At 51.0% G+C, this 13,410-nt stretch carries 13 protein-coding genes; 7 read left to right on the forward strand and 6 right to left on the reverse strand.

Features of this window, described 5'->3' with window-relative positions; translation table 11 throughout:
* Positions 1 to 28: 28 nt before the first annotated feature.
* The 3 genes from NXT09_RS02295 to NXT09_RS02305 all read right to left on the reverse strand — a co-directional run bounded on the left by NXT09_RS02295 (position 29) and on the right by NXT09_RS02305 (position 2,701).
* Positions 29 to 424, reverse strand: coding sequence for an MAPEG family protein (locus NXT09_RS02295; RefSeq protein WP_014915147.1), 396 nt, complete (start codon positions 422 to 424; stop codon positions 29 to 31).
* A 155-nt stretch (positions 425 to 579) separates the two neighbouring features.
* Positions 580 to 1,392 (reverse strand): DUF72 domain-containing protein, encoded by an 813-nt coding sequence (locus tag NXT09_RS02300; RefSeq protein WP_268578893.1) that lies wholly within the window; start codon positions 1,390 to 1,392, stop codon positions 580 to 582.
* A gap of 91 nt (positions 1,393 to 1,483) precedes the next feature.
* Positions 1,484 to 2,701, reverse strand: coding sequence for an EAL and HDOD domain-containing protein (locus tag NXT09_RS02305; protein ID WP_268578685.1), 1,218 nt, complete (start codon positions 2,699 to 2,701; stop codon positions 1,484 to 1,486).
* Between the two features lie 476 nt (positions 2,702 to 3,177).
* On the opposite strand from NXT09_RS02305, the gene aspS reads away from it, so the two are divergent.
* From aspS to ruvB, 6 genes are all read left to right on the forward strand, one after another.
* Positions 3,178 to 4,974 (forward strand): aspartate--tRNA ligase, encoded by a 1,797-nt coding sequence (gene aspS / locus NXT09_RS02310; RefSeq protein ID WP_268578686.1) that lies wholly within the window; start codon positions 3,178 to 3,180, stop codon positions 4,972 to 4,974.
* A 1-nt stretch (position 4,975) separates the two neighbouring features.
* Positions 4,976 to 5,419: a dihydroneopterin triphosphate diphosphatase gene (nudB, locus tag NXT09_RS02315; RefSeq protein WP_010275904.1), complete on the forward strand. Its 444-nt coding sequence runs from the start codon at positions 4,976 to 4,978 to the stop codon at positions 5,417 to 5,419.
* A gap of 23 nt (positions 5,420 to 5,442) precedes the next feature.
* Positions 5,443 to 6,186, forward strand: a complete 744-nt coding sequence (locus NXT09_RS02320; protein WP_201878625.1) for a YebC/PmpR family DNA-binding transcriptional regulator — start codon at positions 5,443 to 5,445, stop codon at positions 6,184 to 6,186.
* A 63-nt stretch (positions 6,187 to 6,249) separates the two neighbouring features.
* Positions 6,250 to 6,771 (forward strand): crossover junction endodeoxyribonuclease RuvC, encoded by a 522-nt coding sequence (ruvC, locus tag NXT09_RS02325; RefSeq protein WP_010307920.1) that lies wholly within the window; start codon positions 6,250 to 6,252, stop codon positions 6,769 to 6,771.
* Between the two features lie 91 nt (positions 6,772 to 6,862).
* Complete coding sequence (gene ruvA / locus NXT09_RS02330; RefSeq protein ID WP_268578687.1) at positions 6,863 to 7,480, forward strand: Holliday junction branch migration protein RuvA; 618 nt, start codon at positions 6,863 to 6,865, stop codon at positions 7,478 to 7,480.
* A gap of 7 nt (positions 7,481 to 7,487) precedes the next feature.
* On the forward strand, positions 7,488 to 8,498 hold the full coding sequence (gene ruvB, locus NXT09_RS02335) for a Holliday junction branch migration DNA helicase RuvB (RefSeq protein WP_240585181.1): 1,011 nt from the start codon (positions 7,488 to 7,490) through the stop codon (positions 8,496 to 8,498).
* Between the two features lie 76 nt (positions 8,499 to 8,574).
* On the opposite strand, the gene NXT09_RS02340 is transcribed toward ruvB, so the two are convergent.
* The 3 genes from NXT09_RS02340 to NXT09_RS02350 form a co-directional block, all read right to left on the reverse strand.
* Entirely contained in the window at positions 8,575 to 9,954 is a 1,380-nt protein-coding gene (locus tag NXT09_RS02340; RefSeq protein WP_268578688.1) for a carbohydrate porin, read from the reverse strand.
* A 165-nt stretch (positions 9,955 to 10,119) separates the two neighbouring features.
* The gene (locus NXT09_RS02345) at positions 10,120 to 10,425 is read right to left on the reverse strand and encodes a PTS lactose/cellobiose transporter subunit IIA (RefSeq protein WP_039481540.1); all 306 of its coding nucleotides are present in this window, start codon (positions 10,423 to 10,425) and stop codon (positions 10,120 to 10,122) included.
* Positions 10,426 to 10,591: 166 nt separating this feature from the next.
* The gene (locus NXT09_RS02350) at positions 10,592 to 11,920 is read right to left on the reverse strand and encodes a PTS sugar transporter subunit IIC (RefSeq protein ID WP_268578689.1); all 1,329 of its coding nucleotides are present in this window, start codon (positions 11,918 to 11,920) and stop codon (positions 10,592 to 10,594) included.
* 460 nt (positions 11,921 to 12,380) lie between these two features.
* Here NXT09_RS02350 and NXT09_RS02355 point away from each other — a divergent pair, with 460 nt between their 5' ends.
* Positions 12,381 to 13,340: a LacI family DNA-binding transcriptional regulator gene (locus tag NXT09_RS02355; protein WP_039556801.1), complete on the forward strand. Its 960-nt coding sequence runs from the start codon at positions 12,381 to 12,383 to the stop codon at positions 13,338 to 13,340.
* Positions 13,341 to 13,410 lie beyond the last annotated feature (70 nt).

A 13,410-nucleotide genomic window follows, 5' to 3' on the forward strand; every position in this document is an offset into this window, starting at 1 on the left:
AGGCGGGGATAGTTTTTGCCTCACGCCATCAGTACAGCGTGAAAACCAGATCCCAAGGGAGGTAGTAGAGGTTTGCTGCAATCATCAGGATGAGCGAGGCATAGGTTGCCGCCATACCTGAACGCCGCCAGCGGAATTCGCGATGCCGAAGGCCGTAGTAGTGAACTAAACGTCCCGTAATCAATAAAATGCCGCAGAAGTGGATCATGATGATAAGGGCGCCGTTCATTTCCATCAGCACCAGCAGAATCGCCGCAATCGGAATGTATTCCACCGCATTGCCATGTACCCGGATCGCCGTTTGCAATTCATAAAACCCGCCGTCGCCATACGCCACGCGATACTGCATTCTGAGTTTCACAACATCAATCGACAGCTTTATCAACAAGATTGCGCCAAGCACGATATAGAGCGCACTTACCATTTTTTACTCCGTGACCTAACCGAAAACGGCTTGCAGAATAATAGCTTTACCTAACGCAACTGTCGCCTGGAAAGGCCGATTTTTTTAGCGGAAATGGATGACGTTGCGAAATTGCTTATAACCAAACGAACTAACTCATAGGAATATTGAGTGGTTCAAAAGAGTGTCGCCTGCTGTGGCCAATCCGGCTGAGGCGGCAGGGTCGGATCGATCTCGGCGAGTAATGGCCAAAGCTGCTGCGCCAGCGGTGGGGCATCGCCGATATCCGGTGTATGGATAAAGAAGAAGGGATTTGCCTCACGCCATTGCGGCAACTTGTTACGCCATGACTCGAACCAGCGAAGATTTTCTTCCTGCTTTTCACTGCCGATAAAGCGAATCAGTGGCTGCGTAGCGGTCAGCACGGCATGTACCGGCACGCGAGGTTTCTTCCGCTGGGCTTCACGCATCGCTGCACTGTCTGGCGCGGCGTTGTGAACCGGGCGGCTGTCGAGAATCACGCGGTTGATACCGCGTTGCTGTAGCCCCTGATTCAGCGATCGCTCCTCGTCGCCTTTGGCAAAAAACAGCGGGTGACGGACTTCCACGCCGTAGCTAAACCCCTTTGGCAAGGCATCAAGAAAACGCCATAAAACGGGCAACTGTGTGGGGCCGAAGGCGGCGGGAAGCTGTAGCCAGAGCTGTCCGATACGGTGGGCAATCGGCTCAAGGCATTGATAAAAAAGCCCAACATCGCTATCACAATTCTGCAAGGCTGTTTTATGACTGATCGTTGAGGGAAACTTGAAGCAAAAGCGGAAGTCATCATGCGTCATATCACGCCAGCGCTCGACAACCTCGCGTGAAGGCAACGCATAAAAGGTCGTGTTACCTTCAACACAGGTAAAATAGCGGCTGTAGTCGGCAAGATCGTTTAATCCTAGCCGACTCCAGGCGGGATGCTGCCATTGCGGTAATCCGATATACATCATCGCACCATAACGTCACTGAATCTCAAGCAGAATGGCGGTGATTATCGCGTAATTGTCAGGGCAGCGCGAGTGAACCGAGAGAAATCGTTTATAAAATCTCGTCCGCCCACTGTGTTGCCTCCATGATCATGGTAAAGAAGTTTTCCTCATCGATACCCAACTGGGTTAACAGTTGCTCAAGTTCTTCCCATTCCTGCTGTTCGTATTTAGTGATTAACGTCAGATAAACCGCGAGTTCACCGGTATGATCCAATAAGCTCTGGTTAATTTTTTCCGATAGGGCGATTTGCGAAAGCAGCAACGGCATCGGTGAATCTAATACGGCATCGAGCAGAGACAATAATCCACACAGAAACGCCTCGGTGGTATCGTCCTTCACATTAAAAGAGGCATGCAATAATTCAAAGAATCTGGCGCGAATTAAGCTGGTGCGATAAAGCTCGCTGGGTTTATTTTCATTGCTGTTGGTAATGCTAATTAACGAGACAAAACGTTTAAGCTCGCGTTGTCCAAGCAGCATCGCCATGGAACGGAAAGACATCGACGTTGCCGTGATACCAAAGCGGGTGTTGTATTTGATATTGGTGATGTGGCGCATCAATTTATAATAAAGCGACAGATCGGCACAGACCAATTCTTCGATCGTGGCATAGTTGATCTCTGGTTTATTGACCTCTCTCAGCAGCCTGATGGTATTGCTGGAGTTACTGACCAATTTTTTCGATTTGATCATTTCAGGACGACTGAAAAAATATCCCTGAAACAGAGAGATACCCAGCTTCTTACTTTGCAGGTATTGCTCATGTGTCTCTACCTTCTCGGCCAGATAGATTAATTTGCGCTGCGTGGTTCTTTTGATGAAATTTTCGATGTCACCAAAGGTCGACAGGGTTAAATCGAATTTGATGATATCAACGTAAGGCAAAAACCGATCCCATTCTGAATCCATCGAAAAATCATCAAGTGCAATTTTGAAGCCCTTCCTTTTTAGCTTTTTTACGGCAGCGAAGAGATCATTATTGGGGATCGAATTTTCAAGGATCTCAATAACAACCTTTTCCTGTGGTAATACTTCAGCCTGGCCGTTGATCAGCATCTGATGGGGAAAATTAATGTAGTAAGGCTGCTCAACCACGGACCTTGTCAACGGATTGGTTAAGAACTGATCGGAAATAAGCTGTGCGGTTGCAAATTCAGGACTCACGTCAGGAAATCTATTGGTGACGTCCATGCGAAAAAGTAGCTCGTAAGCAACGGTTTGGAGGTGTTGATTTAAAATGGGTTGACGGGCAACAAATGAATACATAGTTGTTCTCCATGTAAACCATACGCATTTGCCAGCAATGGGAAAGCGCTTTTTATTAAAATTTTTATAAAAATCAGCAGTTACTTGGTAATTTTAGCAGGTTTTACTAAAAGGGAAGGTCGGTTTCCGCAAATCCTCACGCGATGCGTGCCGGCGAGTTCTGCATCTTTGAGCCGATGATTGGGGGCTTCCGCAGACGTTCAGTTTTGCAACAACTCTATGCGGATTAGTGAACATTCCGTTAACCGGAAAGGAAATTTCGTAAAAAGAGTAGGCGGCAGCGTCGCAGAGCGTTACCTTCATGCTTATCGTTCGGGCGAATATCCTTTATAATAGCCGCCTTTTTTCATCGGACAGTAACCCAGAAAAACCATGCCGTGCAGCGAAAATGCCACTGTTTTTGCACTGTGATCTACCGTGAAAAGTAATCTACCGTGAGAACGTGTGAGCTGGCGGATGAGTAAAAGGACATCGTGATGCGTACTAATTATTGCGGGCAGTTGAATTCGTCCCATGTGGGCCAGGAAGTGACATTGTGCGGTTGGGTTAACCGCCGCCGCGATCTGGGTGGTTTGATTTTTATTGATATGCGTGACCGCGAAGGGCTGGTTCAGGTGTTTTTTGACCCGGATCGTCAGGACGCATTTAAACTGGCATCCGAGTTGCGTAACGAGTTCTGCATCCAACTTACCGGTGTCGTACGTGCCCGTCCAGAAAGCCAAATCAACAAAGACATGGCGACGGGGGAAGTCGAGATTTTTGCCAACGCACTGACGATCGTTAACCGTTCTGAAGCGCTGCCGTTGGACTCCAACCAAACCAATACCGAAGAAGCGCGTCTCAAATTCCGCTATCTGGATTTGCGCCGTCCTGAAATGGCGCAGCGCCTGAAAACGCGCGCCCGTATCACCAGTTTTGTGCGTCGTTTTATGGACGACCACGGCTTCCTGGACATCGAAACCCCGATGTTGACGAAAGCGACGCCGGAAGGCGCGCGTGACTATCTGGTGCCGAGCCGCGTACATAAAGGCAAATTTTATGCGCTGCCGCAGTCCCCACAGCTGTTCAAACAGCTGCTGATGATGTCCGGTTTTGACCGCTACTATCAGATCGTCAAATGCTTCCGTGACGAAGACCTGCGTGCCGACAGACAGCCTGAATTTACCCAGATCGATGTGGAAACCTCTTTCATGACCGCGCCACAGGTGCGTGAAGTGATGGAGAAACTGGTGCGTGAACTGTGGCAGGACGTGAAAGGCGTCGATCTGGGCGATTTCCCGATCATGACGTTTGCAGAAGCCATGCGTCGTTTCGGTTCCGACAAACCCGATTTGCGTAACCCGCTGGAACTGGTCGACGTTGCCGATCTGGTTAAAGACATCGAGTTCAAAGTCTTCTCCGGCCCGGCAAACGATGCCAAAGGCCGCGTTGCCGCTATCCGCGTACCGGGCGGCGCACAGCTGAGCCGTAAGCAGATTGATGAATACGGCAAGTTTATTGAGATCTACGGCGCGAAAGGTCTGGCTTACATCAAGGTCAACGAGCGTGCCAAAGGTCTGGAAGGCGTTCAAAGCCCAGTAGCAAAATTCCTGAGTGAAGACGTTCTGTCTGCCGTGTTGGATCGTACTGCGGCACAAGATGGCGACATCCTGTTCTTTGGTGCGGACAGTGCGAAAGTGGTGACTGATGCGTTGGGCGCGCTGCGTCTCAAGCTGGGTCGCGATCTGAACCTGACGAAAGACAATAGCTGGGAACCGCTGTGGGTTGTCGATTTCCCAATGTTTGAAGAAGATGGCGAAGGCGGTCTTGCTGCGATGCACCATCCGTTTACCGCACCGCGTGACATGCTGCCTGCTGAACTGGCTGCCAACCCGGTTTCGGCAATCGCCAACGCATATGACATGGTCATTAACGGCTATGAAGTGGGCGGCGGTTCCGTGCGTATTCACAGTGGTGAGATGCAACAAACCGTGTTCAGCATTCTGGGCATTACCGAACAAGAGCAGCGTGAGAAGTTTGGCTTCCTGCTGGACGCGCTGAAATATGGTACACCGCCGCACGCGGGTTTGGCGTTTGGTCTTGACCGTCTGGTGATGTTGCTGACGGGTACCGATAACATTCGTGACGTTATTGCCTTCCCGAAAACGACGGCAGCAGCATGTCTGATGACGGAAGCACCAAGTTTCGCCAACCCGGCTTCGCTGGAAGAGCTCGCCATTGCGGTTGTTGTGAAAGGGAAAGCGGCTCAGGATGGAAAATCCGAGAACGAATAAGATGGTATACAAGCGACCCGTTTCGGTTCTGGTGGTGATCTATGCCCGTGACACCGGGCGGGTGCTGATGTTGCAGCGGCGTGACGATCCTGAATTCTGGCAGTCGGTAACAGGCAGCATAGAAGAAGGGGAAAGCGCGCCGTATGCCGCACAGCGTGAAGTCAAAGAAGAAGTTAACATCGATATATCCGCGGAAGCGTTATCACTCTTTGACTGTCAGCGCTGTATTGAGTTTGAGCTATTTGCTCATTTGAGACGTCGCTATGCGCCGGGGGTTACGCACAATACCGAACACTGGTTTTGTCTGGCGTTACCTGCTGAGCGCGAGGTGCAATTATCCGAGCATCTTGCTTACCAGTGGCTGGATGTGCCCCACGCGGCACAGTTGACCAAGTCCTGGAGCAACCGGCAGGCGATTGAGGAATTTGTTATTTATCCGGCCTGAACAGGCTTTTTTCGGAGATTTTTATGGCAGGTCATAGTAAGTGGGCTAACACAAAGCATCGTAAAGCAGCACAGGACGCCAAACGCGGTAAAATTTTTACCAAGATTATCCGCGAACTGGTTACCGCAGCCCGTCTGGGCGGTGGCGATCCGGGTTCTAACCCACGTCTGCGCGCCGCGATCGATAAAGCTCTGTCCAACAACATGACGCGCGATACGTTGAACCGCGCGATTGCCCGTGGCGTCGGCGGCGACGATGATGCCAACATGGAAACCATCATTTATGAAGGCTACGGCCCGGGCGGCACAGCCGTCATGGTGGAATGCCTGAGTGATAACCGTAACCGTACCGTTTCCGAAGTGCGCCACGCGTTTACGAAAACCGGCGGCAATCTGGGTACCGATGGCTCCGTTTCGTACCTCTTCACCAAGAAAGGCGTCATTTCTTACGCGCCGGGTCTGGATGAAGATGCGGTGATGGACGCGGCGCTGGAAGCCGGTGCTGATGATGTCGTGACGTATGATGACGGTGCGATTGACGTCTTCACGCCGTGGGAAACGTTCGGTGATGTGAAGGACGCGTTAGACGCGGCTGGCCTGAAAGCGGAGTCGGCTGAAGTGTCGATGATTCCGTCTACCAAAGCGGATATGGATGCAGAAACGGCACCGAAGCTGATGCGTCTGATCGACATGCTGGAAGACTGCGACGATGTGCAGGAGGTTTACCACAACGGTGAGATCTCCGATGAGATAGCTGAACTGCTGTAATGGCAGGTCGGTAATGCAACGTAGCAACAGCTATCCACACGGGCGAATCGGCGGAACAGCACTATGACAATAATAGTCGGCATTGACCCCGGTTCGCGCGTGACGGGCTATGGCATTATCCGTCAGCAGGGGCGTCATCTGACGTATCTCGGCAGCGGCTGTATCCGTACCGTGGTGGATGACATGCCCACGCGGCTTAAACTGATTTACGCCGGCGTTAGTGAAATCATTACGCAATTTCGCCCAGACTGTATGGCGATTGAGCAGGTTTTCATGGCGAAAAACCCAGATTCAGCCTTGAAGCTGGGACAGGCGCGCGGAGTGGCTATCGTCGCGGGTGTGAATCAGGATCTGCCCGTGTTTGAATACGCGGCGCGGTTGGTGAAACAAACCGTGGTGGGAACGGGCGCGGCGGATAAAAAGCAGGTGCAGCATATGGTTCGCTCACTGCTGAAACTGTCGGCCAGTCCGCAGGCGGATGCCGCCGACGCGCTGGCGATTGCCATTACTCACTGCCACTTTAGCCAAAGCCTGCTGCGAACCGCGGCGGCGAAAGTGAACCCGCTGGCAGGAAGACTGCGCTGAAACAGGAGGCTGGATATTCATCCAGCCTTTTTTATGTTATATACTCGTCATACTTCAAGCCATTCTTTCCCTACGTAAAAGGAAGCGCAACGTGATAGGTCGTCTCAGAGGCATTATTCTGGAAAAACAGCCGCCGCAGGTGCTGATAGAAGCTAACGGCGTGGGTTACGAAGTCCATATGCCGATGACGTGCTTTTACGAACTCCCTGAACTCAATCAGGAAGCGATCATCTTTACCCATTTTGTTGTCCGCGAAGATGCACAGCTGCTGTTCGGTTTTAATGATAAGCAGGAGAGGGCGCTGTTCCGCGAACTGATTAAAGTGAATGGTGTCGGGCCGAAGCTGGCGCTGGCGATTCTCTCCGGGATGTCTGCGACGCAGTTTGTCAGCGCAGTCGAACGTGAAGAAATCGGTGCATTGATTAAACTGCCGGGCGTCGGTAAGAAAACGGCGGAAAGGCTGGTTGTTGAAATGAAGGATCGCTTCAAAGGCTTGAGCGGCGATCTGTTTAATCCGATCAGCGATATTCCGCTGGCCTCGCCCGCGACTGCAGACAGCCGTGTTAGCGATCCAGAAACAGAAGCTGCGGCGGCACTGGTTGCGCTGGGCTACAAACCACAGGAAGCCAGCCGCATGATTTCCAAAATTGCGCGTCCTGATGCTAACTGTGAAACCCTGATCAGGGATGCACTGCGCGCGGCGCTGTGAGGTATTCATGATAGAAGCCGATCGTTTAATTTCCGCTGACGCCGTTCCCGAAGAAGAATTTATCGACCGTGCGATTCGCCCTAAATTACTGACCGAGTATGTGGGGCAGCCGCAGGTGCGTGAGCAGATGGAAATTTTTATCCAGGCAGCCCGCAAACGTGGGGATGCACTGGACCATCTGTTAATTTTTGGTCCTCCCGGTCTGGGTAAAACGACGCTGGCGAATATTGTTGCCAATGAGATGGGCGTGAATATGCGCACGACGTCGGGCCCGGTACTGGAAAAGGCCGGCGATCTCGCCGCGCTGCTGACCAATCTTGAACCGCATGATGTACTGTTCATCGATGAAATTCATCGCCTGTCACCCGTTGTGGAAGAAGTGCTGTATCCGGCGATGGAAGACTATCAGTTGGATATCATGATCGGCGAAGGGCCCGCTGCCCGTTCGATCAAACTCGATTTGCCGCCTTTTACGCTGATTGGCGCAACGACGCGTGCTGGCTCGTTAACCTCGCCGCTGCGCGATCGTTTCGGCATTGTGCAGCGTCTGGAGTTTTATAAAGTTGAGGATTTGCAGTATATCGTCAGCCGCAGCGCACAGTGTTTAGGGCTAGATCTGACATCGGAGGGTGCGCTTGAAGTAGCGCGGCGCGCGAGGGGTACGCCGCGTATTGCTAACCGATTATTACGACGGGTACGTGATTTCTCCGAGGTTAAATCGGAAGGGGCGATTACCGGTGCCGTAGCAACGCAGGCGCTGGATATGTTGGCAGTCGATACCGAAGGCTTTGACTACATGGACCGTAAGCTGCTGTTAGCGATCATCGATAAATTCATGGGCGGCCCCGTTGGGTTGGACAATTTAGCGGCAGCGATTGGCGAAGAGCGCGAAACTATTGAAGACGTGCTGGAGCCGTTTCTGATTCAGCAAGGGTTCATTCAGCGTACGCCGCGCGGTCGAATGGCGACGCAGCATGCCTATCGTCATTTTGGCTTAACGCGTGAAGATTTGGGTTAACGTACGAAGAAGCGTATTGCCTAAGAAATAATTTCCACATTCAGGGAGACCACGCGGTCTCCCTGAGTTTATGTGATTAGAACCAGGCTTCCCACATTGCCCCAACGTTGAACGAATCCAGCTGCGTGTTGACGCCGGTCGTTGTCCGCGCGGTGTGTTTGTTATCCACTTCACCGCCGGTAACGTAGAAGCGCAGCATCGGTCTGAACTCCGGCCCCATAGCGATAGAGACATTCTGGGAAAGCGTCAGCTTCCACCCTTTGTTATCACCGCCCTGACCGTAATCTACGTGCTGGTAGCCCGCTTCAAGCCAGGTGGAATGCACATCATTCCAGAAATACATCGGGCGCACGATGGCATTGTAGTTACGACGATCGTCCTGACTGGCTGAGTCATTCGAGTAGTCGTGGTAGGCCAGCAGGTATTCGACCTGTGTTTGCGGTGTGAATTTGTATTTACCTTCAAAGCTGGCATAGAAGGTTTTCAGGTTGTCCGTTTTGTTGTAAACGCTGTTATCCGCATTGTTCGAATAGCGAGTGATAAACTGATTGAGGCTATTTTTCCCCGTGTGGCTCAGGACCGCGCCGCCTTGCCAGGCTTTCAGACGCGCATCGTTATCTACCGCTTTCGAGTCAAAACCGTAGTTCGCGTACAGCGCGAGATCCAACGGCCCCAGCTTGATGCCATGCACTTTGGACGTCAGCGCGTAATTGCCTTTATCGCCGGTGCCGGAACTGCCAGTACAGCTGATGCGTGAGGGGTTCGAATTACTCGTGATGATTTCGGGGTTACAGGATTCCACGGCCGCGACGGCCGCGACATCGAATTGAATACCGCCGAGATCAAAGTTCTTTATCCCCGCGCCCTGACCGTCGTGGTTCATCCAGAAGTAGTCGTTAATACCTTGTTGTGGACGCTGGTGGAAATCACGCCCGGCCCAGAGATAGGCGTTTGGCTGAGAAGCAAACAGGTTAGTGACGCCCGCATAGGCTTTTTTCAGGTTAACTTCGTCGCCCCAGTGGTCGATCATCACGACGACATCCCAGATTGCGCCGTTGTCACTCTTGAAGGCCTTGGAAAGCTGGAATTCACCGCCATTGCCTTCGTTGCCCAGACGGCCCAGCGCGGAGGCGCCGTTATAGGAACCGTCAACCGCAACATACTTCTGGTCACCGCTCTGGAATTGCGCGCCGTAACGCGCATAGCCGGTGAAGTTGATGCCATAAGGTATAGCCATGTCAGGCGTCTTGGAGGCTTCCGGCGTGGTCAGCGGGTCGACCTGTTTACTGGCAATCGCGTCTAATTTAGCCTGACGTTCCGCCAGCGCTTTTTCTACGGCCTGAGCAACGATACGATCTAATTGCTCTTGAGTAATCGTTTCTTGTGCGAATGCGGAACCGGAGCAAAGGGCAGCCAGCACCGCCAGCGTAACGGGCAGTTTTTTGGAGTTTGTCATAGTCATCTCAATTCGGTAAGTTATTTTCAGACAATAACCATCCCGCTCTGATTGACGTGAATAATGGCACGACGCTCAGAACAAGGTGATTGTTATTTTTTTAACGGTACAGCGTAATTAAATAACTGACGTAATCGACCCTCCCTATAAGGGTATTAAAATGAACTATTGCCTCTGATAAAGATGAATAATTTCTTCTGATAATTCGCGAGCGAGTAATGATGTCATTAAATGGTCTTGCGCATGCACCATAATTAATGTCATCGGCTGTCTGGCTTCTCCCGCATCCTGTTCAATCAGCTGGGTCTGCATATGGTGGGCTTTGCGCGCATAACCATCGGCTTCCTTCAACAGATTTTTTGCTTCATCAATGTGGCCTTTACGCGCGGCGTGTAGCGCCTCAAAACACAGGCTGCGCGATTGTCCAGCATTGACGATAATTTCCATTACTGCATCTTCTAATGTAATCATCATATGACCTATTTTTATGTGAACGAATATTCGCAGCATGTATTTTCTCTGCCGCGTTCTTGAATGTCGTCTAGGTCGGTGAATGTGAATAATAAAAACACTCCGACCCTGAACGATTTATTTTCTTTCTTCTATTTAATATTTATTGCTGTTTTTATTAACCCCATTAATTACTGCTCACGGTTTTCGTCAGTGATAGGTCGCCCTGTATTTTTTGTTCCTCGGTTTTCATTAATGTGCGTTCATAAGCTCGCAGGAACGGTAAATACATCAGCGCGGAAAACACCATGCACAGCAGGCACATGATTAGCGGGCTGAAACTCCAGTTTGCAGCCCACGATGCGCCAATGGGAGCCGGTGTTGTCCACGGCGTCAACGACACCACCTGCGCCAGCCATCCCATCTTGGTTGCGGTGTAAGCCAGCACGGCGTTAACCATCGGTACAAAGACAAAGGGGAGGAACAGCATCGGGTTCATGATGATGGGCGCGCCGAACATGATCGGCTCGTTGATGTTAAAGAAGCTGGGTACGACGCCCATTCTGCCGATGGTGCGCAAGTGCGTGACCTTGCTGCGTAACAGCAGAAATGCCAGCGGTAGCGTCGAACCGACGCCGCCAATCAATAGATAGTGATCCCAAAAGCCCTGTAAATAGATATGAGGCAAGACTTCACCGGCCGCCAGCGCGGCCTGATTCACGGCCAGATTGGTCATCCAGAATGGATTCATGATGCCCGTGACAATCAGCGAACCGTGGATCCCTGAAAACCAGAAAAGCTGGCATAGCAGCACGGACAGAAGAATGGCAGGCAGCGAGTCTGAGGCGGACACCAGCGGGGCCAGCAGGTGCATAATCGCTTCTGGAATGATCATGCCCGTTTGCGCTTCAATGAAAAGATTGAGCGGATGCAGCGTTGCGACAATCACCAACACGGGAATGAGAATTTCAAACGAACGAGCGACCCCCGTCGGTACTTCTTTCGGTAAGCGAATAGTAATGTTGTGCTGTTTCAGCGCCGCATAAACTTGGGTGGCATAGATAGACGTCAGTAAAGCGGTGAAGATCCCTTGCCCTGACAGATACTCGGTGGAAATTTTGTCATCGGCGTAAGGCGCGGCGACAAGCAGGAACGCCATAAACGCCAGCAGACCGGACATGACGGAGTCGAGATTAAGCTGTCGTCCCAGACTGGCACCCACACCTATGGAGATGAAAAAGGTCATGAGTCCCATACTCAGCTCGAAAGGCAGCATCAGCTGTGCGCGATAGGTGATAGAAAAATCGAGCCAGGTACGGGCAAACCCGACGGTGGTATCGGCGGAAAAGGGAGGGAAAATAAACACCAGCATAAATGAGCCGATGATCATAAAAGGTAACGCGGCGGTAAAGCCATCGCGGATAGCGATCACATACTTTTGTTGCCCTAAACGCCCAGCCAGCGGGGTAATCGATTGTTCGATAGCGGCAATCATTGATTGATATACGGAACCCATGTGAACACCTTTTTCGTGTGTCGCCGTAGCAGCGACAGCTCGTCACCAAGTATGTTATCGCCACGTTGTACGCCGTAACCCATTGTATCTAAAACTCTTACGGAAATGTCGCGTGTGGCAGTCTTTTATAAACGTGAGCCTATACCAGTTATCTTTCTTCCGCTGCGGACCGCATTTTCCGCCACGCACAATGTAAAAAGTTATTGCTAATATGATTGGATATCATATGGAAACCGTTTTCCATGCAAAGAAAAGAGAAGTGTGATGACCGTCAAGATGTGATGATTTCTGGCGGTATTAATTAGATTTACATCACATCTTATTGGCAGAAATACGCATTGGATGTTAAATGGATAATCGGTTTCCATGCTGGATAGAAACGGTTATACTGCGAATCAACACAATGCGCGGTTGGTATTCAGGGTTTTGAGTCAGATTTAGCGTTTTCCAGGGGCAAATGATGTCTACAATCAACGATGTATCGCGTTTAGCTGGGGTGTCTAAAGCCACAGTCTCCCGGGTGTTGAGTGGTTCACGCGGCGTAAAGGAAGCTAGCCGCCTTGCGGTGTTAAAAGCGGTTGATGAGCTTAAATATCGGCCGAACGTCATCGCTCAATCGCTGTTAAGTCAATCAACTGGATGTATTGGCGTCATTTGCGCTCAGGACAACATCAACCAGACGACCGGCTACCTTTATGCGCTGGAAAAACACTTTAGCCGACATCAAAAGCATCTCTTGTTGCGCTTTGCCAGCAGCAGGGCTGAAGTGATGAACGTGCTTGATGAGCTGACCAGCGGCCTGTGTGATGACATTTTAATCATCGGCGCGCGTTTTCCGCTGAATCTGGCCGATAAGAACATCATTCTGATCGATTGCATGGAAACGGATACCACGAATAGCCTGCAATTCGATCACGCTTTCGCCACAGAAACCGCGTGTAATTACCTGATTCGGCAAGGAAGACGGCAAATTGCGCTGATCAATCCTGCCGCCAGCAGTTCAGCGGAGCAGGTGCTTTTAGGATATAAGCGGGCGCTGGAAAATAACTTCTTACCGTTCAACCGCAACCTGATCTTTATGGATGCATCTTCATCGTCGTCGGTGGCACTGCAAGTGTTGCTCAATAACAGCACGACGCTGAATTTCAATGCGCTTCTGGTGGCGGATGAGCTGGAAGCCAAACGGGTTATTACGCAGCTTCAGGCGTTTAACAAATCCGTGCCAAAAGACATCATGGTATTCAGCCTGGCGGGATCTCTCGATATTCCAGGCATTCCGGCGATACCGGCCATTGAATATTCGATGGATGCGATAGCGGCCAGAATCGTGTCTTGGCTTAATGAGAAAACACAAGATGTGCTGGGGTCGTATGTCTTGCGGGGTGATTTAATCATTCCAGATATGGCTAACCGGAAATAAACGCTGTTCGTACAGCCGTAAAAATATAAAGCCCTTCTGAATCACGTATTCGGAAGGGCTTTTTGCTATT

This window comes from Pectobacterium jejuense (assembly GCF_026800125.1).
GTDB lineage: Bacteria > Pseudomonadota > Gammaproteobacteria > Enterobacterales > Enterobacteriaceae > Pectobacterium > Pectobacterium jejuense.